This is a genomic window from Chitinophaga nivalis (assembly GCF_025989125.1).
GTDB lineage: Bacteria > Bacteroidota > Bacteroidia > Chitinophagales > Chitinophagaceae > Chitinophaga > Chitinophaga nivalis.
Genome location: NZ_JAPDNR010000001.1, coordinates 1,736,068 through 1,758,767, shown reverse-complemented (window position 1 = coordinate 1,758,767; position 22,700 = coordinate 1,736,068). Strand labels below are relative to the sequence as shown.

Here is a 22,700-nt window from a genome sequence, read left to right as displayed (position 1 = left end):
ACCCCGGTTTCAAACTTACATTAAAAATCAGAAAATAAATAATAGCAGCAATTTCCTGTAACCGTATATTGCTGTTACTTAAAATACCAAAAGGCACGATTTATTGTGTATTTTTAATAAATTATTTTTAAAAGCAGTTAATACTGAATGGAATCCGTTATTATAACCGGTGGAACGGGACTGGTAGGAACGGCATTAACCCGCCTGCTGCTGGAGCGGGGCTTCAAAGTAATTATACTTACCCGCCAGCCGGAACAAAACAATAACCCCGCTGTAACTTACGCCCATTGGGATGTAAATAAACAAACTATCGACGTGGCCGCCCTTCAGGAAGCGGATTATATTGTACACCTGGCAGGCGCCAATGTGGCCGGTAAACGCTGGAGCAACGCCCGTAAACAAGAGATCCGGGATAGCCGTACCCAAAGCAGTGAGTTGCTTTTCCGGTCGCTGCAGCAATACCCGAATAAAGTAAAAAAGGTCATCAGCGCTTCTGCCACGGGTTACTATGGCAGCAATAAACAACATCCGTTTACGGAAACAGATGCGCCGGCGACGGATTATCTGGGGACTACCACTGTGGCCTGGGAAAAAAGCATCGGACAGGTAGCTACGCTTGATAAAAAGCTGGTGATCTTCCGGCTGGGTATGGTGCTGAGCCGGGACGGCGGCGCCCTGAAAGAGTTTTACAAACCACTCCGGTTTGGATTTGCCTCCATTCTGGGTTCCGGCGATCAATACATCAGCTGGATCCACATCCAGGATCTGGTAAGACTGTTTTTTAATGCGATTGTCAATGATAAGCTGGAAGGGGTTTACAATGCTGTAGCGCCGCAACCGGTGACCAACCGGGAACTGATTTTAACCATGGCACGGGTGGCAAAGGGGCATAGCTTCATGACCACGTATGTACCGGCTTTCGCCCTGAAACTGATATTTGGGGAGATGAGTGTGGAAGTGCTTAAAAGTGTCAATGTATCTTCTGCTAAGATACAACGTACCGGTTTTCTGTTTTCCTACCCGACTATCGGCGAGGCGATGGAGCAGTTATTCAGCTCATAACCGCAGCTCTCATGGCGGCAGCTTTGAGTAAACATTCTTCCCATTCTTTTTCCGGATCACTGTAAAAAGTGATGGCCGATCCGGTCTGAAAAGACAAATACCGGTTGGCGGCATTATACAATACGCTGCGGATCACTACATTAAAATCAAAATCACCTTCCGGTGTAATATAGCCTACCGCGCCGGAGTACAATCCACGGCGGCTTTGCTCATATTGTTCAATTAACTCCATCACCCTGATTTTGGGGGCACCTGTCATAGAGCCCATCGGGAATGCCGTACGAATCACATCGGTAAGCGGCGCACCGGGAGCCAGTGAAGCGGTAATCGTGGAAATCATGTGATGTACATGTTCAAAAGAATAGATACCGCATAACTCCTTTACCTGTACACTTCCCTGCAATGCAGTGTGTGACAGATCGTTTCTCACCAGGTCTACCACCATGATATTTTCCGCCCGTTCCTTGGTGCTGTGATACAGTGCCTGCTGGAGTGCCAGGTCTGTTGCCGGGTCCGGATCTTTCTTGCTGGTACCTTTAATAGGTTGGGAAATAACGGTGTTGCCTGTTTTCTGTATAAAACGTTCCGGACTGGAACAAACCAGGTATTTGTCCTGCAGCCGGTAGTAGGCTGCAAAAGGGGCCGGCGACAAGGTATTCAGCCGGGTAAATAACGCTGGTGGATATACGTTTACCTCTTCCAGGAAATTTTCCCTGCAAAAATTAACTTCATAGCAGTCGCCACGAACAATATGCTGCCGGAGGTTTTCAACAGCACTGATATAACTGTTGTGATCCAGGTGAGCCTGCAGCATAGATGCAGTGACCGGGGCTGCGGCAGGTATCACGTGAACGGGCATACGTAAACATTCGTTGTACACAGCCAGTGCATCATGTCTGCTAAAGCCGATGCCTCCGATATGTACGGCCTGACCGGCCAACTGCATGACCACGCGGGGCCGGAAGAAGTACATATCAGGGAAGCCGATACCATCAGGGTTATCAGACTGCAATCCCGGTACAGTTTCATTTTTCAAATCGTAAGCCAGGTGACCGAAAAGCCAATCGCGATGGGTATTGCAAAAGTCCTGTAAAGTTGCAAAGGCGTTGCCGGCACTTACTTCGAGGGTTTGTAATGCATCTGCTGCCAGTAAAGCTTCGTGTTGATGATAGGGAGAGGTATAGTTATTGTTATCCAATAAACAACAAATGTTGAACTGGTTTCCCCAATTCAACATTTGTTGTTTAAATATCTTCTGATCATCAACCGGAAAAGTGTGAAATATCCTGATAATAATCGTTTTTAATGCTTAAAAATCATCATCTTCATCATCAAAACGATCATTGAACAGATCCATGTCTTTGAATTCATCATCCAGGCCCAGATCATCATCATCATCGGCTTTTTTGCTACCGGTACTAGGGCGGCCGCGTTTACCTTTTGATTTGGGCATATCAAATTCTTCAAAATCAGGGTCGTAATCATCATCTTCACCTTTCTCCCAGGCATCTGCATCATCACTATCGTCATCTTCGTCATCATCATCATCATCGTCATCACTGCTGCGTTTGGATTTTGAGGGTGACTTATCTGATTTTTTGGAAGTAGATTTAGAAGTAGTTTCTTCCTCTTCATCCAACTCCTCATCATCTTCATCCACCTCTTTCTTAGGCTTGGCTGCAGCTTTAGAAGTGCCTTTTGCAGTCTTAGGAGAAGTAGTTTTTTTGGTCTCTTTCTCTTTATCAGATTTTGATTTCATAATAGGTTCACTTAATTTCTTTGCCGTAAAGTTTTAATAGTTTTTTTTATTCGCCAAATTTTTTTTGCCGTTTTTTTTCCTTACTTTTTTGAGACTACTTTTCGAGGATCTGATCACGTCCGGGTCCGTTGGAAACGTATTTCACGGGAACGCCCAAATATTTATCTACTGCAGCTACGAATACTTTCATCTCTTCTGGTAACTCATTGAATTGCTTGCAGGTAGCTGTTTTTTCAGACCAGCCTTTGAAAGTTTCCCACACAGGCTTAATGTCCATACCGTTGATCTGGAAAGGTAACTGTTTGGTTTGCTTGCCTTCAATTTCGTAGGCAGTACAGGCCAGTACTTCATCAAATTCATCCAGTACATCGCTTTTGGTCATAACCAATTGGGTAACACCACTCAGCATACAGGTGTAGTTGAGGGCTACCAGGTCGATCCAGCCGCAGCGGCGTGGACGGCCGGTAACAGCGCCAAATTCATGACCTGCCACCCGCAGTTGTTCGCCGGTTGCATCGTGCAGTTCAGTAGGGAAAGGACCGCCACCAACACGGGTACAGTAAGCTTTGGTTACACCAATCACTTCCTTGATCCACTGCGGTGCAATACCCAGTCCGGTACAAACACCGGCAGAAATGGTATTGGAAGACGTTACAAACGGATAGGTACCGAAGTCAACATCCAGCATACTTCCCTGCGCTCCTTCTGCCAGTACTTTCTTGCCAGCTTTCAGTTGCTCGTTGAGGAAGTATTCACCACTTACCACATTCATTTGCTGCAGGAAAGGAATCGCTTCAAAGAATTCTTTTTCCCAGTTATTAATATCTTCAGTGAATTCACTCAGATCAAAATGAGATAACAATTGCAGGTGTTTCTGCTTCAGTTTCTCATACAGATTTTTAAAATCAGGAGATAAAACATCACCCACACGTAAGCCATTTCTTCCGGTTTTATCCATATAGGCAGGGCCGATACCTTTCAGGGTAGAGCCGATTTTATCATTTCCTTTGGCCATTTCGGAAGCCTTATCGAGCGCCCGGTGGGTAGGAACAATGATATGCGTTTTTTCTGCTATAAAAAGATTTTTTGTCAGATCCACTCCCAGCGCAGCGATATCTTCGCTCTCCTTTTTAAAGGCTACCGGGTCCAACACCACTCCGTTACCAATGAGGTTGATGGTTTTTTCATGAAACACACCGGAGGGAATGGTACGCAGCACTACTTTCTGACCATTTACATACAAAGTATGACCCGCGTTTGGTCCACCCTGGAAACGGGCAATCACGTCGTACCTGCCGGCAAAATAGTCCACAATTTTACCTTTACCTTCGTCGCCCCATTGCAGGCCTAACAAAACGTCTACCATAATGATTTAATTAATTATCGGAGGTTGTTGCTTTAAAAGAAGTCGCAAAATTAAGTGGAAATACAACAAAATCAAATTACGAATTAAGAATTAAAAATTACGCATCCTGCAGAAGATATACAGGAAGTGTTTATTTTCCCTGTTACCGCCTGATGCGTAATTTCTAATGTCTTAGCTGTAAAGTATATTTTGTCAGGACTCTTCCAACCGTTGTACAGATTGAATGCCATCCAGCTTTTTAAGCCTTTCTACCAGTTCGTCCAACTCCTCCTTGTCGTGTACATACACCTTGATCAACCCCTCAAAAAGGCCCTCTTTAGACTCAATACTGAGCGCGGAGATATTTACTTTTAATTCGCCGGAGATGATATTGGTAATTTTATGGATAACACCCACATCGTCCATACCAATAATGCGGAGACCGGTGAGGAAGGATATTTCGCGGTTTTTAACCCATTTGGTTTTTACAACCCGATGGCCATAATTGGCCAGCAGCTGAGCAGCATTGGGACAATTGGTGCGGTGAATTTTAAGCCCCTCACTGGCGGTAATAAAGCCAAACACGTCATCTCCCGGAATAGGACGGCAGCAATTGGCCAGTTTATAGGCAATCTTATCCGAACTTTCCCCGAAAATGATCAGTTCTGCATCTTTTTTAGAAGGCAGCTGGTGTTTGATATGCTCTTCCGGTACGTGTTCCGGCAGTTTTACCGGCTTAGGTGGCTCCAGCTTGTCGCCCAGTACAGAAAACTGGCGCAGCTCCTTCAGGTCAATATTTTTAACCGCTACCTGGTAATACAGGTCCAGCGGAGAAGGTTGTTTATAGAATTGTACCAGCTCATTGATATTATGCTGACTGGCAGAGATTTTCATATGATCCAGCTTACGCTCCAGCGCAGCTTTCCCATCCATGGCCACTTTTCGCTTTTCTTCCTTCAGGGCGTCCTTGATTTTGGACTTGGCCTTGGCGGTCAGTACGAAGTTGAGCCAGTCTTCCGAAGGCTTTTGTTTATTGGAAGTAATGATTTCCACCTGATCTCCACTGCGCAGCTTATGACTCAGCGGCACCAGCTTGTAGTTCACTTTAGCCCCGATACACTTGTTTCCTACCGCACTGTGGATAGAATAGGCAAAATCCAGGGCCGTGGAGTTCACCGGTAATATTTTCAGGTCACCTTTCGGGGTGTAGACATAGATTTCTTCTGTAAAGAGATTGCTCTTGAAATCGGCCAGGAAATCGAGTGTATTGGAATCCGGATTGCTCAGGATTTCCCGGATCTGGGTAAACCACTGATCGAATTTGGACTCCTGCTGCGGTGTCTGACTACCTTCTTTATAGCGCCAGTGGGCAGCTACCCCTTTTTCCGCATAATCGTTCATTCTTTTAGAACGGATCTGCACTTCCACCCATTTACCGTTGGGGCCCATCACTGTTACGTGCAGCGCCTCATATCCGTTGGATTTGGGGTTACTGAGCCAGTCGCGCGTTCTTTCCGGGCTGGGGTGATAGAAGTCGGTGATGATAGAATATACTTTCCAGCAATCTGCCTTTTCTTTATCCAAGGCTGAATCCAGGATAATACGTATAGCAAAAAGATCATATACCTCTTCAAAGGCCACGCCTTTGGTTTTGATCTTATTGTGGATTGAGTGGATAGACTTGGGCCTGCCGTAGATTTCGAAGTTGAATCCTTCTTCCTGCAGCACTTCCTTTATCGGCTTGATGAATTCGTTGATATAGCGGGTACGTTCGCGTTTTGTTTCTTTCAGTCGTTTGGCGATCTCCCGGTAGGTTTGCTGCTCCGTATATTTCATGGCCAGGTCTTCCATCTCGGATTTGATATTGTACAAACCGAGGCGGTGAGCCAGTGGCGCATAGATAAAGACTGTTTCAGAGGCAATTTTCAGCTGTTTCTCGCGACTCATGCTATCCAATGTGCGCATGTTGTGCAGGCGATCTGCCAGCTTTATCAGTATCACCCGGGGATCATCGGCCAGGGTGAGTAATATTTTCTTGAAATTTTCGGCCTGGGCCGTGCTGGTGCTGGAATCAATGACCGTAGAGATTTTGGTGAGACCATCTACGATGTGGGCGATTTCGATACCGAATTCGCGGGATACGTCTTCCAGGGTAACTTCCGTATCTTCCACAGTATCATGTAATAACGCACAGATGGCGGAGCGTACGCCCAGCCCTATTTCTTCCACACATATCTGTGCTACTGCGAGCGGATGCAGGATATAGGGTTCACCGGATTTACGGCGCATTTCCTTGTGTGCATCTGCTGCCATTTCAAAAGCAGTACGTACGAGTTCCCTGTCGCCTTTTTTCAAACGGGGTTTTAATGCCCTCAATAAAGCGCGGTAATGCCGGACTATTTCTTTTTTTTCCTGCTCTTCGTCGAGATTATATTTTTGAACTACCACTGTTTCCATTGGCTTAAAGTTACGATTTAATATAATCTGAAAGAAAAGCGGGCAGTGAAAAAACAGCCGGAACCTTCCGGAAGATCCGGCAAATAAAAAGCGGACGGCACGCAGTGCGTGTCATCATATCTATATTTTTTAGGTGTAAAACAGCCAGTGGCCGGAGAAAAACCTGATTAAGAAAGGACTGTATTGGTAATCGGCACAGTAATCTTTTCAGGGATCAACATCTCGGGTACATTGAGGCGCAGGCCTACATTGTATACGGTTTCCAGTTCTATTTTTGGTTCGATCTTTAACTGTCTTCGGATACGTCCGATGAATACATCCATACTCCGGCTGGCGTAGAAGTCTTCCTTTCCCCATACCCGCAACAGTACTTCATCTTTTTTCACAATGATGTTGGGCCGGTTCAGGAAGTAGCGCAGCATTTTGGCTTCAATGGGCGACATCCTGGCTACCACCAGCTTACTGTCATTGTCGTAGATTTTCAGTTTTCTGTAGTGGTAGGTATAGCGGCCGAACTTATGCCCGATGAGCAGTTCTTTTTTTTCAGGCCGGGTCCATTTCAGGATTACGCGGATACGTTTCAGCAGTTCATTGTAGCTGAACGGCTTAATGATATATCCGTCCGCGCCCAGCTGAAAGCCACTGATACGATCTTCATCCAGGGTTTTTTCGGAAGACAGGAAGAAGATGGGAACCAGTACATTTTTTTTGCGGATTTCTTTGGCCAGCTCGAACCCATTCATTTTGGGTACTACAATGTCCAGCAGGCAGATGTCATAACGTGTTCTCAGGAATTCCTGCCAGGCTTCTACCCCATCATGGCAGTGTTCTACTCTATAACCGGCAGCTTCGAGGTGCTGCTTCATAGTATTCCCAAAAATAACATCATCTTCAACTAATAAGATTCGTGGATTTCTGTTCATAAAACTACCTTTTGTGAAAGCTCTTCTATATAACAGAAAAGCGGCAACCGCGGGGGAGCGGCAGCCGCGTTTGTTTTATCCACATGAAAAGGATATTATTTTAATAGTTTTTCCACATTTGAAATACGAATACTAACAGCATGTTGAAAACCTTTATTAATAATACTCTCAGGCACTTTTACCTCTACTCCGTCATTAGTAGTTTTCCACACTAAAGACTGACTTATTCCCAATATTTTCAACTGTGCTCCTTTCGCAGGTGTGATCCCTTTGAAAGTAATCACCGCCGGCACCGATTCTTTTTCATCCAGTAAACGGATTGCATACACACTGCCATCTTTTTTACGGGTGAAACATACCTTGCCATCTTTATAAGGTGCTACTGCCCTGGTTCCATAAATGGCCTCTCCGTTGATACGCATCCAGTCACCCATACCTTTCATAGTAGTATAAGCAGCATCATGCAACTCTCCATCCGGGCCTGGCGCCACATTTAGCAGATAGTTACCTCCTTTGGCCACAATATCCACCAGATTGTGAATCAGCGTATTCACCGGTTTGTATTTATCATCCGGTGCATACGACCAGGAGCCGCCCATCGTCATACAGGTTTCCCAAGGATAGCTCAGCGGCTTATCCGGAATCTGCTGCTCAGGAGTACGATAGTTTTCATAGGGTCCGTGCACACTGCGGTCTACCACAATCAATCCGGGTTGATGACTGCGCGCCATGGCGGCAATCTTACCCATATCAATATCCTGGTCCTGTGGCAATGTTTTACTCCAGGACAGCGACTCTTTCGTTTGCTGCTTCAACGGCCGTACCCAGCCGCCATCCAGCCACAGCACTTCCAGCTTGCCGTAACCTGTCATCAGTTCTTCGATCTGATTATAGGTATACTGCTTGAAGCGGTTCCACCGGTCGGCATATTTCTGCACATCATAATTCACATTCCGGTCTTTCGGCGGGAAGTAATCCCACCAATAGTCCTGCGAATGCCAGTCAGGTTTAGAGAAGTAGGCACCGGCATGAATCCCTTCCTTCCGGAAAGCGGCAAACACCTCTTTCGCAATATTGGCCCGTGGATTTTTGCTAAAAGCCACATCTGGCGCGGTCACCCGGTAGTCTGTCTGCCGGGTATCAAACATGCAATAGCCATCGTGATGCTTAGTAGTAAACACTACGTATTTCATCCCCGCATCCCTGGCGGCTTTCGCCCATTTCTCCGGATTAAAACGGGTAGGGTTAAACGATTTCCCCAGCGCTTCATATTTTTTCAGGTAGTCGTAGTAAGGAATACCGGCCGGCTTCCGCTGCGTCCAGTCTTCATCTTCCGGACAGATACTCCAGGATTCCACTACGCCCCATTGGGAATAAGGGCCCCAGTGCATAATAATCCCGAATTTCCAATCCTGCCACGCTTCCAGTTGCTGCACCACAGCCTTATCTGTTTCGGGCACATAAGGTGGCTCTTCCTGCTGTGCATAGGCTGCACTGATTCCCATCAGCGCCCCACCCAATGCCATCCATAATTTTCGCATCATAATCAATGTTTATAAGCATCTACCAAAGACGTTACTTTCAACGACTGCTTCACCTGCTCCGGCAAACGAGCCGTCCGCAGCCGGATGGTTTTGGTTTCCCCTGGCAGGAGATCAAAATAGTTATCACTAAAATGCTCCTGATCATTCTCCTGATTCAGCACCAGGTATACATTCCGGGCCAGTTTATCTGACCGGAGCTGCAATACCACTTCCGATGCACTTTTATCAACGGTCACCGTTATCTGCGGTATTTCCAGGTTCATTTCCTTCGCCGGGGCAAAGTAAAAGAGATTCTTATCTTCAAGCTTATTGTCTATTCGCAGTTGTGCATACCATATTACCGTAGCAGGGTTTCTTCCCTGTAATACCTGCGCCGTATCAATACTGAAAGCTTTTTTACTGCTGCTGCCATTCACTGCCACCTGCCGCAATTCGCGTTCCCAGATCACCTTGCCGGAAAGATCCATTGCCTTCAACAGCAGGTCTGCTTTCCGGTTGGTCTGCTCATCAGATACCACCCACGTTTCCAGCTGATGCCCGTTGACAACACTGGATACCAGCAGTGGTTTAAAGGCTGTTTTTACATAATACTGTAAAGCTTTCCAGCGGCCATAATAATCGCGGCCCGACCAGGATGGTCCCGGCCAGCAATCATTTAGCTGCCAGTATAAGGTACCCATACAATAAGGCATGGCCCGGCGATGTGCTTCTATCGCTACTTTCATCCCTTCGGCCTGCAGCACCTGGCTCAGGTATACAAACGCCGGAAAATCTACCGGCTCCCTGTAATAGTGCCGCATATAGGTTTGGATAGCAGTATTCCCTTTAGCCGGACTTTTCTGGTGCGCCTGCATCACATTGGAATAAATATGATAGTCATCTTTCCCCGCAAACGTATTGATGGTTTCCATGCCCGGGAAAGACTGAAAACCGTATTCACTCATAAAGCGCGGCACATGGGTGTTAAAGGCCTCAAACCATTCCATGCCATGCCATACGCCCCAGTAGTGATTATCTCCTTTGGTGAAGTCTTCTTTGGTGCCCCAGTTACTGATGGGGGAAGAATGAAAATAGAAGGTACCCGGGCTATATGTTTGTACGGCCTGTGGCAGCACCTCTTTAAATAATTTGTCGTATCCCTGCTGCAAGCTTTGCCACTGCGTATCTGTATAGGCATAGCCGCTTTGCCAGCCCCAGTTTTTAATGGCTACTGCCACTTCATTGTTGCCGCACCACAATGCTACGGAAGGATGGTTGCGTAACCGCCGGATATTGTATGCTGCTTCGGCTTTTACATTGGTCAGGAAAGCGGTATCGGAAGGATACAGGGTACAGGCAAACATAAAATCCTGCCATACCAGGATACCGTATTGATCTGCCAGGGTATAAAACCGGTCATCTTCATAAATACCACCGCCCCATATGCGCACCATATTAAAATTGGATTCCTTCATGTCATCAAAGAGGCGGGTATATTTTTCTGCGGACACCCGCGGCAGGAAATTATCCTGCGGGATATAATTCGCCCCTTTCATAAATACCGGCCGGCCATTCACTTTGAGATAAAAACTTTCACCCAGGCTATCCGGCTGATTCACCACCTCAATAGTACGCAAGGCTACCTGTTCTTTTTGAGCCGCTACTTCCTGCCGGTTTTGCAGCAAGGCTACCTTAAAATGATACATAAACTGCGCGCCCATGCCTGCCGGCCACCAACGCTGCGGATTTTTAATCACCACCGGCACCTGCAGGGTGTTTGTTCCTTTACGGAGTGTAGCCGGTACCGTAACAACGGTGCCCTGCCCTGTTTCCTGGCGGATCTGTACCTGATAATCACCCGGCGTGGCAGCATCCACGGTTACCTGTGCCTGTACGACTGCCTTCGCCGCATCCAGCTGCTGCTGTTGCCACCACACTTCCCGGATAGCAGCCTTGTTCCAGGATACCAGGCGTATCGGACGCCAGATGCCACAGGTAATCAGCCGTGGCCCCCAGTCCCAGCCATAGTGGTAAGGCGCTTTGCGGGCATAAATACTGAGGGGAATATCGCTGGCATCGTTGCCGGCGGGATAAATGATACTATCCTGCAGGAATTTCGGCATGTCGTGTTTCACCGCACTGCGGAATACGATCCGCAATTCATTTTCACCAGCCACCAGCCAGGGCTTCACATTTACCTGATGCGCCACAAACATATTGGCTGATTGTAGTATCAGCTGATTGTTAAGGTATACTTCGGCATAGGTATCCAGTCCCTGAAAATCTATTTCAATCACCTCATCTTTTAAATCTGCGGCAGACATCCGCCATTTCTTCCGGTATTGCCAGTCTTTTTTATCTACCCATTGCACAGCTTTTTCATTCGTGCCGGCAAACGGATCAGGAATCAGTTTCAATGCCATCAGATCAGTGTGTACAGTACCCGGTACTGTTGCCGGGCGCCAGATCCCTTCATCGGTACGGGCAAATTCCCATCCTCCTTCCAGGACGCGCTGATCAGTCGCGTAAATCGATTTAGTAAAACAGGTTAAAAAAAAGACCACTACCCATAAGCGGCCTGCTGATAAGTATCTCATAAGCTCAGTTTTCTGCCGTATCAAAAATAGGATTGATTTACGATCTTTGCCGCATGAAAAGCATGTGGCAGCAAATATTGCGATATTTCTATATTGGGAAAGGAGATCCCAATGCACCTAAAACGCGCTATGTGGCAATGATGCACGGTATGAACCGGCTCTCACTCCTGTTGTTTATTGTAGCGCTGGTGATTATGATAGTGCGGTTATGGAAAAGACATTAGGGAAGACCGGAGCGGCTCCCCTAATGCTTATCAGGCAATAGCGTATTCGTAAATAACTTCCGCAGCCCGGCGGGAAGCATCTTTTTCTCCCAGTTTATGCCAAAGCGTAGCATAATCTTTCATGACCTGTTCTCGGGCAGCTTCATTCTTCAATAACCCGGTTAGTTCCCGCAACAAATTAGCTTCGGTGAGGTCGTGCTGAATCAGTTCTTTCACCACCAGCTTATCCATTACCAGGTTTACCAGGGAAATGTATTTTACTTTAATGAGTTTTTTGGCCAATACGTAAGAGATAGGATTCCCTTTGTAACAAACCACTTCCGGCACACCAAACAATGCCGTTTCCAATGTAGCAGTACCCGAAGTAACCAATGCTGCTTTGGCCTGCCGTAACAGGTTATAGGTTTGTCCTTTTACCATCGACACATTCGGATGCTGGCCGGTAAGGCTTAGCAGAAATTCATCATCCAGACTAGGCGCCTGTGCCACCACAAACTGATATTCCGGAAAGTGTTTGGCCATGGTGAGCATAATCGGCAGTTTCACACCAACTTCCTGTTTACGGCTGCCCGGCAGCACGGCAATCACCGGCTTATCGGCCAGCGGTGCATCGGCCGGTTGGTCTTTGGCGGCCTTGATCACTTCTACCAGCGGGTGTCCTACATATTCTACTTCGTAGTTCCACTTGTGGTAAAATTCCTGCTCAAATGGCAGGATACACAGCATTTTATCTACACATTCCCGGATCTTTTTCACCCGGTTCTCTTTCCAGGCCCATACCTGCGGAGAGATATAATATACAATCCGGAAACCTTGCTTTTTAGCCCATTCTGCTATACGCAGGTTAAAGCCCGGATAATCTATCAGCACCAGTACATCGGGCTGGAAAGCAGTGATATCCTTTTTACAAAGATCCATATTACGCAGGATCGTACGCAGGTTCAGTATTACTTCCACAAATCCCATGAAAGCCAGCTCCTTGTAGTGTTTCACTACATGCGCGCCTGCCTGCTCCATCAAATCGCCGCCCCAGCTGCGGATATCCGCAGCTGTATCCAGTTGTTTCAGCTGTTTCACCAGGTTACTGCCATGCAGATCACCGGATGCTTCGCCTGCAATAATGTAATATTTCAATATGGTGTAGTATTAATAATTATCTGATCAATTTCACTAACAGTATGGCGATCGCATAAAGCATCGTCATCAGAAAAATACCTTTGGCCGTAATATCTTTCCTGGTGCGGGTATAGAGATAAAAAACCAGTCCGTTCACCAATAAACAAATGCTGGTAATCTTCGGAATCATTTGGGTATTATCTTTCAGAATACCGAAGAATTGTCCCAGCCCGATGTTATTGTGTGGTCTGATCAGGAAAAAATAGTACAGGAAAAATGCCACCAGTGGGGTCAGCAACCCCAGTAATATCCCTAGTGAAAGATTGTCTTTTTTAAACATACTGTTATTATAATGGCGATACAACAAATTACCCCAGGTCTTTCCAATCTTCTTCCAGCTTCTTTTTCAGTTGATAGTTGGTCAGGTCAAACTGTACCGGTACCAGCGAAGCATAATTATTCTCCAGCGCCCATACATCTGTGTCTTCACCGGTATCCCGGTTTTTAAACTGGCCGGTAAGCCAGTAGTATTTTTTGCCATGCGGATCTCTGCGCTCATCAAATTCCTCTACCCATTTGGCATCCGCCTGACGGCATAATTTCAATCCTTTATATTCCCTTTCGCTGACAATCGGAATATTCACGTTAAACAGCGTACCTACCGGCAAGGTAGTTTCCAGCATCCGCGAAGTGACTTCCCGCGCCACTTTGGCCGGCAGCGAAAAATCAGCATCATAGCTGTATTCCATAAAAGAGAACCCTACGGAAGGAATCCCTTCAATAGCGGCTTCCATGGCAGCCGACATGGTACCGGAATAAATCACGTTGATAGAGTGATTAGCACCGTGGTTGATGCCACTCACACAGATATCCGGTTTGCGGTGCAGTATTTTATCCCGGGCCAGCTTCACACAATCCACCGGCGTACCGGAACACTGCCATGCTTCTATATCTTCGAAAATATCCACTTGGTTCAAACGTAAGGGCGTACCAATCGTAATAGCATGTCCTTTTCCTGATTGCGGGCTATCCGGCGCTACTACCACCACTTTTCCCAAAGGTTTTACTGCTTCTATCAAAGCACGTATACCCGGTGCCGTTATACCGTCATCATTGGTCACTAATATTATTCGCTCCTGTTTTTCCATAATACACATTTAGCATTCCACACAAATTTAAGCTCTCCCGAAGAAATTTCGCTTTAAAAGAATGTGAAATATATAGATATTTTTAAAGATCCGATTTTAATATTTTCCTGAAAACCAGGGAGATACCTCCACCGATATATACCAGCATAGCCGATACATATACATAAGCATCATAGGATACCGCTCCCGGTATCATTTTCCCTACCAGCGGAAAAGGCAGTAATTCGTCCCCGCTTTGCAACGGCAATAGTCCGCCAATATTACCGAAATTGAACTTGACAATCATCACCAGCAACTGTTCCAGCATCATATTATAGGCCAGGAACAGCACGATGGACAGACCAGCGCGTTTTACCCAAACGCTGATCAGCAGGGCAATCGTGAGCATCACCAGCAACTGCAGCCAGTAATAGATCATATAACTGAATCCCTCCAGACTAAAAGGCCTGCCCCCATAAACGATCCCCAGTACCAGGGCGCTGCCGGATGCTACTGCCAGTGCCGCAAGGGATAAACCCACCAGCCAGCACAACTTGGCATAGACGAATTCTTTCCGGTCCCACCCATCAATAACGTTCTGCCGGTTTGTACGGTAAGTATATTCATTCGTAACGAGAATGATCAGCAGCAAACCAAATAAAACAGAAATATAACTGTTGATAGAGGCTGCCGTCAGCCAGATTTCCGGGAAACTGAACGGATTACCCAGCATTTTGCTGACTTTATTCAGTTCTCCCGAACTGAACTTGTCGGCCACGATATAGTTTCCTGCCGGGATTACCAGCAATGCCAGCGATACCATCACCCAAAAAGTACGGTAGGATTTCACTTTGAGCCACTCGGCATAGATTATTTGTTTCATTGTACGGGATGATTGGTAATTTCAAGAAATGCGGTTTCCAGGCTCTTCTTACGCAACTGCAGGTGGCTTAACCAGATTCCCTGCTGTGCGCAATAGTTGTTGACGGCAGCAGCATCCGGCGATACGCTGAATGTGGCTTTTACCAACACACCCTGCAATTCCGCACCAGTACAGGCAGGATACTGCAACAAAGCGGCACGCAGTGCCTGGTTATCGGGGGCGGCCAGCTCCAGGTAATCATTCCGGCTGATCACTTCCCCGACTGCGCCGGATTTCAGCAACCGGCCGGCACGCAGAATCGCCACATGTGTGCATACCTTCTCCACTTCATCCAGCAGGTGGCTGGCCAGGATAATGGTTTTTCCGGTAGCAGCCAGCTGATGTACCAGCTCTCTTACTTCTGCAATACCAGAAGGATCCAGCCCATTGGTAGGTTCATCCAGGATCAGTACATCCGGGTCACCCAGCAATACAGCAGCAATAGCCAGCCGCTGTTTCATGCCCAGGGAAAATGTTTTAAAAGCGGAATGCTGCCGTTCTTCCAGGCCGCAGATCTTCAATACGCGGGAAATATCTGTCTGGCCACGTTGTTTTATGGCGGCGGAAATTTCCAGGTTTTTATAGGCACTCAGGTAATGATAGAAATTGGGTGTTTCCAGTAACGTACCAATCTGCCGGCGTTGCTGCGCCGTTGCCGGCTTGCCGAATAAGGTGAAGCTGCCGCTATCGGCTTTCAATACATCAGTAACAATACCGAGCAACGTCGTTTTGCCGCTACCGTTAGGTCCCAGTACGCCGAATACACTGCCGGCCGGCACGTCGAAAGATACCTCCGATAACGCCTGGACACGGCCATACCGCTTGGAAATATGTTGTAAGGATAAAACAGACACGAGTAAAGTATAAGAGTGAGCAATAAAAAAGGGAAATGCAGCGAATGATCTTATGGCTAATCTTCACTACATTTCCCATGAATTAAAATAACAGTTTTTACTAATTACGCACCGGTCTACCCGTCTTGATCACGCTTTGCAGGCGTTCCAGCGTTTTGCGTTCACCGCATAAGCTCAGGAAGGCCTCTCTTTCGAGATCCAGCAGGTATTGTTCACTAACGAAAGCCGGTTCTGTCAAATCTCCGCCACACATTACATACGCCAGCTTATTGGCTACTTTCTGGTCATGTTCGGAGATATAGTTTCCTAACCTCATGGAATATACACCTACCAGCAAAGCGCCCAGCGCACTGCGGCCCATCACTTTGATATCTGTTCTTTCCACCGGCTGGGTATATCCTTCGTCTGCCAGTACCAATACACTGCGTTTCGCATCGGCAATCAGGCGGCTGGCATTCATGGTGATCTCATCATGGCCTTTACGTAGCACGCCCATATCAAAACCTTCAAAACCGGAAGTCGCTACTTTAGCAGTAGCTACGGTCATAAAGTAATCTTTAAGCGGTTCTTCTTCAATGCGGCCCTCTTTAAATTCCAGGCTGGCACGCAGTGCCATTTCTTTGGTACCACCGCCACCAGGAATGATACCTACTCCCAGTTCCACTAATCCGATATAGGTTTCTGCTGCTGCCTGTACCTTATCGGCATGTAAACACATCTCACAGCCACCACCGAGGGTAAGTCCGTGTGGTGCTATCACTACCGGTATGGAAGAATAACGCAACCGCATGGTCGTACGCTGGAACATGCGTACTGCCATATCCAGTTCATCGTACTCCTGTTCTGCTGCCAGCATAAAGATCATTCCTACGTTGGCGCCGGCAGAAAAGTTCGTACCATCATTACCTACTACCAACCCCCGGAAATCTTTTTCTGCGCGGTCTACCGCCTTATTCAGGCCTTCCAGCACATCTCCGCCGAGGGTATTCATTTTCGTCTTCCAGTCAAAACATACAACGCCGTCTCCAATATCAATCAGGCTGCTGCTGCTGTTTTTCCAGATAATATTGTTAGAGAAATTTTCGAGTATAATGAATTCCCCTTCACCGGGTACAGATTTATAGGATTGACTGGCTACATCATAATACAACTTCTTCCCGTTTTCTACCTGGTAGAAGCTTTTAATACCTTTAGCCAGCATATCTTTCACCCATTGGGCTACGGTAAGGCCTTTTTCTTCCAGCAATTTCACCGAAGCTTCCACACCCAGCAGATCCCAGGTTTCAAAAGGACCTATCTCCCAGCCAAAGCCGGCTTTCATCGCGTCATCTACTTTATACAGATCGTCGGCGATTTCCGGAATACGGTGAGACACATAGGAGAAGAGATGTGCATGGAACTGCTGATAGAACTGTCCGGCTTTATCTGTGGCAGCTGCCAGCGCGCGGAGACGTTGTTTCAGGTCCTCTATCGGTTTGGCGGCTTCTATACTGCCGAATTTAGGTTTTTGTTTAGGACCATATTCCATGGTCTGCAGGTTCAGCGTAAGAATTTCCTTACTACCGCCTTCTCCTTTGGTTTTTTTATAGAAACCCTGACCGGTTTTATCACCCAGCCATTTGTTTTCCACTACCTGTTGCAGAAATGCCGGTATTTTGAAGATACTGATCGCTTCATCATTGGGGCAGTTTTCCACCACACCATTGGCCACTTTCACCAGGGTATCTATTCCCACTACATCAGCAGTGCGGAAAGTAGCCGATTTCGGGTGACCAATCACCGGACCAGTCAGTGCATCAATATCATCAATGCTCAGGCCCATTTCCCCCATAATATGGAAAACAGCCATGATGGAGAATACGCCTACTCTGTTGGCAATGAATGCCGGGGTATCTTTACATAATACAGTGGTTTTACCCAGGTACCGGTCGCCGTAGTGCATCAGGAAGTTGGTAACTGCGGGATTAGTGAGTGGGGTAGGAATAATTTCGAGCAAACGGAGGTAACGAGGCGGGTTAAAGAAATGCGTGCCACAAAAATGTTGCTGAAAGTCCTGACTACGGCCTTCTGTCATCAGGTGAATGGGAATACCGGAAGTGTTGGAAGTAATCAGGGTACCGGGTTTCCGGAATTTTTCCACCTGTTCAAACACTGTTTTTTTCACGTCCAGATTTTCGACTACCACTTCAATGATCCAGTCCACATCAGCGATACGTTTCATATCGTCTGTAAAGTTGCCTGTTTTAATGAGTTTAATTACATCTTTTGTGAATACAGGGGAAGGGTTAGACTTAATGGCTGCCTGCAGGGCATCGTTAACGATACGGTTCTTCACCGCAGGGCTATCCAGCGTCAGGTTCTTCGCTTTTTCTACTTCATTTAATTCTCTGGGGGCAATGTCCAACAGTAAAACCTGTACTCCGATACCTGCAAAATGACAGGCAATCCTTGATCCCATTACTCCCGAGCCAAGTACGGCTACTTTATTAATGTGTCTTTGCATAGCTATTAGCTTTAAGCTGTTAGTCTTTCGTGGAGCTTCCAGCGGTTGTAACTTAAGTTTACCGATCCTTGAATTTAGCATTTTTTGTACATCCATGATCACAGTGCCCGGAATTCTCGCTGACTTTTTTCAGGAGTTGTATCAGGCTGGTTTTTCCCTGTTCCTGTCAGACGTACAATAAAAAAGCCGGTACAAGGTTGTACCGGCTAAAAGTTAATTCCTGTAAGGATTTATCAGCTTACCCCACTGCCGGGTTTCACGGCTTCCGCAGGGTTTACAAAAATCAGTTTACCGTTATCTTCGGCCATCAGGATCATGCCCTGGCTTTCAATACCGCGCATTTTGCGGGGAGCCAGGTTGGCTACCAGGGTTACCTGTTTGCCAATGATATCTTCCGGCTGGAAATGCATGGCAATACCGGAAACTACGGTACGCTGTTCGGTACCGATATCTACCAGTAATTTCAGCAGTTTATCTGCTTTTTCCACTTTTTCCGCCTGCAGAATGGTACCTACCCGAAGGTCCAGTTTCGCAAAATCATCAAACTGAATTTCCGGTTTGGCCGGGGCAGCAGGTTTTTCTTCCGCTACCGGGGCCGGAGCTGCTGCAGCAGCTGCCAGTTTCAGGCCAGCGTGTAATTTTTCTACCTGTGCTTTCACCTCTTCATCTTCAATTTTACGGAACAACAACTCCGGTGCGCGCAGGGAATAGCCTACGCTGAGTAATTTATCGCTGCCGGCATTTTCCCAATCCAGCATGCGGTCTACCACTTTCAGCAGGTGGCAGATTTTTTTCGCCGTAAACGGCAGGAATGGATTGATAAAGATCGCCAGGTTGGCTGTCAGCTGTAAAGCGATATGTAAACAGTTATCAATTCTGCCCTGTAAGGCTGGCAGGTCTTTTTCTGTATACTGCGGATACTTTGGATGCTGCTCCTGCTGGTTTAATTTCTCGATTACGCTGGCCAGTGTCCAGGGTTCATTTTTCTGGAGATAGATATTTCCTTTTCTGGAAAGATCTATCACTTCTGCCAGTGCTTCCCGGAACCGGTAGTTCTCAATACTGCTTTCGATTTTTTCTTTGGCAGCAGCGAGGTGGCCCAGCAATTCGCGGTCAGATTCGTCCAGGTATTCGCTGTGTAAACGAGGTACTTTACCACCGCACAGTTTGTGCATCAGCACCATCGCCCGATTTACGAAGTTACCGAAAACAGCTACCAGCTCATTGTTATTACGATCCTGAAAATCTTTCCAGGTAAAGTCGTTATCTTTTGTTTCCGGCGCCGTACTGCAAAGTACATAGCGCAGTACATCCTGCTGATCCGGGAAATCCTTGATATAATCGTGTACCCACACCGCCCAGTTCCGGGAAGTGGATACTTTTTCGCCTTCGATATTCAGGAATTCGTTGGCTGGTACGTTATCCGGTAATACAAATCCGCCGTGCGCCTTCAGCATCGCCGGGAAAATAATACAGTGGAATACGATGTTATCTTTTCCGATAAAGTGTACCAGTTTGGTATCATCTTTACACCAGTAGTCTGCCCAGTTATCGGTCAGTTCTTTGGTGGCAGAAATATAGCCGATAGGTGCATCAAACCATACGTACAGCACTTTTCCTTCTGCTTCCGGCAACGGTACTTTTACGCCCCAGCTGCTATCGCGGGTCATTGCCCGGCTTTGCAGACCGCTGTCCAGCCAGCTTTTACACTGCCCGTATACGTTATTTTTCCATTCTTTATGATCTTCCAGTACATATTGCTTCAGCCACGGTTCGTAGTTCTGCAGCGGCATGTACCAGTGTTTGGTTGTTTTTTTCACGGGAACAGCCTCACTGAGCGCAGAATGCGGGTTAATGAGTTCATCCGGGCTTAAAGAGGAGCCACAGCGTTCGCATTGGTCACCGTAAGCCTTGTCATTACCGCATTTGGGGCAGGTACCCACAATATACCGGTCGGCCAGGAATACATTTTTCACCGGATCGAAATACTGTTCGCTTTCTTTCTCTTCAAACAAACCATCGTTATACATCTTCAGAAAGAAATCGGATGCCATCTGATGGTGCACAGGAGAGCTGGTACGGGCATAAATATCGAAGGAAATACCCATAGCGGCGAAGCTGTCGCCAATAATTTTATGGTACTTGTCTACCACGTCCTGAGGCGATACATTTTCCCGCATCGCTTTGATGGTGATAGGTACACCATGTTCATCAGATCCGCAAACAAATTTCACATCTGCCTTCCTGGCGCGCAAATAGCGCACGTATATATCTGCAGGCAGGTAGCAGCCGGCAAGGTGCCCTATGTGCACCGGACCATTAGCGTACGGTAACGCTGCAGTTATTAAATATCTATTAAATTTTCCCATGCTATCTTAAAGAATACTTAAATAAATTTTAAATCAGATTATTGTTTTTGGAATTCCGCAACAATTTATCAACTTAGTTCGTGAATATATAGTAATTGCAATTCACTAACTAATCTGCAAAGGTAAACAAAAGTACAATGGTAAAAATTCCACCATATTTGAAAAAAGGGGATCTGATTGGAGTTACCTGTTCCAGCAGTAAAATGGAGCTGTCTGCTGCTACGTATGCAGCAGACGTATTAAGTTCCTGGGGATACCGGGTACATCTGGGTATCACGGTGGGTACAAGCTTTCATAATTTTTCCGCACCAGATGAACTGCGGTTGGAAGAGCTGCAGGATATGCTGGATGATCCCGAAATAAAAGCGATTGTATTTGGCCGCGGTGGTTACGGCATGATCTGTATCCTGGATAAACTGGATTTTACCCGTTTTCGTAAAAACCCAAAATGGATATGTGGCTACAGTGATGTAACTGCTCTTCATGCACATATACATCAGCGTTATCGTATTGCGACCTTGCATTCCATGATGTGTAGCGGCATTACCCCGGAAACGGCGGATAATGAATACGTACATAGTCTGGCAGCCGCACTCAAAGGAAAGACCTATCGCTACAGCGCACCGGCACATCCTTTAAACCGCGAGGGCAAAGCTTCCGGGCAGCTCATTGGCGGCAACCTGGCGTTGCTGGCCAATATTTCCGGCAGTATTTCACAGCCGGATACCAAAGGAAAAATTCTGTTACTGGAAGATATCGGCGAATACCGCTACAGCATTGACCGGATGATGTATAACCTGAAAAGAGCCGGCTGGCTGGATAAACTGGCGGGGCTGGTAGTAGGGGCATTCACTGACGGGAAAGAAACGGATACGCCTTTCGGGCAATCGGAGTATGAAATTATCATGAATCTGGTCAAAGATTATGATTACCCGGTTTGCTTTGGATTCCCCAGTGGGCATCAGGAAGCGAATTATGCCCTGAAACTGGGTGTAAAACACGAATTAAAAGTCGGCGCCAAAAGCTTTCTCTCCGAACAGCGATAAGTCTTGTAACAGGCTGTTACCGGTAGCCGGCAACAGCCTGTTTTTCATTAATCTTCCACGTCCGGTACAATCTCCAATCCGTAATCATCTGCCGTCAGTATCCCATGCGCCCGGGTAGCCGCCAATACTTCCGCATCCGGCACGAGGTCATGTACCTGCCGCTGATTATGCAGGTAGTCTACCCCATACAGTTTACCGGCAATGTCACCGGTTACTCCCAGCAGGTATTTCAGTGTTTCACAAACGATCTGCATGCCGGTAGCGCCGTGTGTAGCGCCAATCGCTCCTGCGTCGAAGTTGCGGTAGGTTTCCGTGAGTGGTAATGCACAGCGGTAGGAAGCAGAAGTAGTCCCATCTGCCAGCGGCATGTTGAAACCACCCCACCAGGCCTGCCAGTTATGCACTTCTCCGGTGATAAAAGGTTTGTTGTGTACGATGCAGGCATCATTCAGCACGAGGTGAGTAGGTGTGTGCTGGGAACAATCGATGACCAGGTCGAATCCTACGAGCATCATCCCGATGGTTTCCGGTTTTACCTGTACCAGAATCGGATAATGTTTGGTATATGGATTTACTGCCCACAATCTGCTGGCAGCCATTTTAGCTTTGTGTTTGCGCACATCCTGCATCTGGTAAACCGGCTGGCGGTGCATATCTTCATCGTTGATCACCCCGTAATCCGCAATGCCGATTACCCCGATGCCACTTGCGCTGAGATATTGCATCACCGGACTGCCCAGCCCCCCGGCGCCTACTACCAGTATACGGGCTTCCTTTAGTTTCTCCTGTGCACTTACGCCCATACCGGGCACGGCTATCGGATGCTGAAAATGTAATGCTTCTTTTTCACTGAGTATCATGTGCTATATCCTT

Annotated in this window: 18 protein-coding genes; 3 read left to right on the top strand and 15 right to left on the bottom strand. The window is 46.9% G+C overall.

Going from position 1 to position 22,700, the window contains the following annotated elements; genetic code table 11:
- Window positions 1-147: 147 nt before the first annotated feature.
- The gene (locus OL444_RS07245; RefSeq protein ID WP_264733890.1) at window positions 148-1,062 is read left to right on the top strand and encodes a TIGR01777 family oxidoreductase; all 915 of its coding nucleotides are present in this window, start codon (window positions 148-150) and stop codon (window positions 1,060-1,062) included.
- On the opposite strand, the gene OL444_RS07240 is transcribed toward OL444_RS07245, so the two are convergent.
- From OL444_RS07240 to OL444_RS07210, 7 genes are all read right to left on the bottom strand, one after another.
- Window positions 1,052-2,299: an anthranilate synthase component I family protein gene (locus OL444_RS07240; RefSeq protein WP_264733891.1), complete on the bottom strand. Its 1,248-nt coding sequence runs from the start codon at window positions 2,297-2,299 to the stop codon at window positions 1,052-1,054. The two genes, OL444_RS07245 and OL444_RS07240, sit on opposite strands and share 11 nt — an antisense overlap.
- A 72-nt stretch (window positions 2,300-2,371) precedes the next feature.
- A complete protein-coding gene (locus OL444_RS07235) occupies window positions 2,372-2,821 on the bottom strand; it encodes a hypothetical protein (RefSeq protein WP_264733892.1) in 450 nt (149 codons plus the stop codon).
- Between the two features lie 94 nt (window positions 2,822-2,915).
- Window positions 2,916-4,187, bottom strand: a complete 1,272-nt coding sequence (locus tag OL444_RS07230; RefSeq protein WP_264733893.1) for an adenylosuccinate synthase — start codon at window positions 4,185-4,187, stop codon at window positions 2,916-2,918.
- A gap of 192 nt (window positions 4,188-4,379) precedes the next feature.
- The gene (locus OL444_RS07225; protein ID WP_264733894.1) at window positions 4,380-6,623 is read right to left on the bottom strand and encodes a RelA/SpoT family protein; all 2,244 of its coding nucleotides are present in this window, start codon (window positions 6,621-6,623) and stop codon (window positions 4,380-4,382) included.
- Window positions 6,624-6,790: 167 nt separating this feature from the next.
- Entirely contained in the window at window positions 6,791-7,546 is a 756-nt protein-coding gene (locus OL444_RS07220; RefSeq protein WP_264733895.1) for a response regulator transcription factor, read from the bottom strand.
- Between the two features lie 95 nt (window positions 7,547-7,641).
- On the bottom strand, window positions 7,642-9,090 hold the full coding sequence (locus tag OL444_RS07215; RefSeq protein ID WP_264733896.1) for an alpha-L-fucosidase: 1,449 nt from the start codon (window positions 9,088-9,090) through the stop codon (window positions 7,642-7,644).
- Between the two features lie 2 nt (window positions 9,091-9,092).
- Complete coding sequence (locus OL444_RS07210; protein ID WP_264733897.1) at window positions 9,093-11,666, bottom strand: beta-mannosidase; 2,574 nt, start codon at window positions 11,664-11,666, stop codon at window positions 9,093-9,095.
- A 53-nt stretch (window positions 11,667-11,719) separates the two neighbouring features.
- Between OL444_RS07210 and OL444_RS07205 the strand changes: the two genes are divergently transcribed.
- On the top strand, window positions 11,720-11,890 hold the full coding sequence (locus OL444_RS07205; protein ID WP_264733898.1) for a DUF6728 family protein: 171 nt from the start codon (window positions 11,720-11,722) through the stop codon (window positions 11,888-11,890).
- A gap of 30 nt (window positions 11,891-11,920) precedes the next feature.
- Here the strand turns inward: OL444_RS07205 and lpxB are convergent, their stop codons facing one another.
- The 7 genes from lpxB to metG all read right to left on the bottom strand — a co-directional run bounded on the left by lpxB (window position 11,921) and on the right by metG (window position 20,781).
- Window positions 11,921-13,024, bottom strand: a complete 1,104-nt coding sequence (gene lpxB / locus OL444_RS07200; RefSeq protein WP_264733899.1) for a lipid-A-disaccharide synthase — start codon at window positions 13,022-13,024, stop codon at window positions 11,921-11,923.
- Window positions 13,025-13,043: 19 nt separating this feature from the next.
- Window positions 13,044-13,346 carry a hypothetical protein gene (locus OL444_RS07195; protein WP_264733900.1) on the bottom strand — a complete coding sequence of 101 codons (303 nt, stop codon included), beginning with the start codon at window positions 13,344-13,346 and terminating at the stop codon, window positions 13,044-13,046.
- A 28-nt stretch (window positions 13,347-13,374) separates the two neighbouring features.
- Window positions 13,375-14,154: a 5'/3'-nucleotidase SurE gene (gene surE, locus OL444_RS07190; protein WP_264733901.1), complete on the bottom strand. Its 780-nt coding sequence runs from the start codon at window positions 14,152-14,154 to the stop codon at window positions 13,375-13,377.
- Window positions 14,155-14,236: 82 nt separating this feature from the next.
- Window positions 14,237-15,016: an ABC transporter permease gene (locus OL444_RS07185; protein ID WP_264733902.1), complete on the bottom strand. Its 780-nt coding sequence runs from the start codon at window positions 15,014-15,016 to the stop codon at window positions 14,237-14,239.
- Window positions 15,013-15,909, bottom strand: coding sequence for an ABC transporter ATP-binding protein (locus tag OL444_RS07180; RefSeq protein ID WP_264733903.1), 897 nt, complete (start codon window positions 15,907-15,909; stop codon window positions 15,013-15,015). The genes OL444_RS07185 and OL444_RS07180 overlap by 4 nt, the downstream gene beginning before the upstream one ends.
- A gap of 100 nt (window positions 15,910-16,009) precedes the next feature.
- Window positions 16,010-18,412 (bottom strand): 3-hydroxyacyl-CoA dehydrogenase/enoyl-CoA hydratase family protein, encoded by a 2,403-nt coding sequence (locus OL444_RS07175; protein ID WP_264733904.1) that lies wholly within the window; start codon window positions 18,410-18,412, stop codon window positions 16,010-16,012.
- Window positions 18,413-18,645: 233 nt separating this feature from the next.
- On the bottom strand, window positions 18,646-20,781 hold the full coding sequence (gene metG / locus OL444_RS07170) for a methionine--tRNA ligase (protein WP_264733905.1): 2,136 nt from the start codon (window positions 20,779-20,781) through the stop codon (window positions 18,646-18,648).
- A 158-nt stretch (window positions 20,782-20,939) separates the two neighbouring features.
- Here metG and OL444_RS07165 point away from each other — a divergent pair, with 158 nt between their 5' ends.
- On the top strand, window positions 20,940-21,827 hold the full coding sequence (locus tag OL444_RS07165; protein ID WP_264733906.1) for a S66 peptidase family protein: 888 nt from the start codon (window positions 20,940-20,942) through the stop codon (window positions 21,825-21,827).
- 47 nt (window positions 21,828-21,874) lie between these two features.
- Here OL444_RS07165 and OL444_RS07160 read toward each other — a convergent pair whose 3' ends face one another.
- The gene (locus OL444_RS07160; protein WP_264733907.1) at window positions 21,875-22,687 is read right to left on the bottom strand and encodes a HesA/MoeB/ThiF family protein; all 813 of its coding nucleotides are present in this window, start codon (window positions 22,685-22,687) and stop codon (window positions 21,875-21,877) included.
- Window positions 22,688-22,700 lie beyond the last annotated feature (13 nt).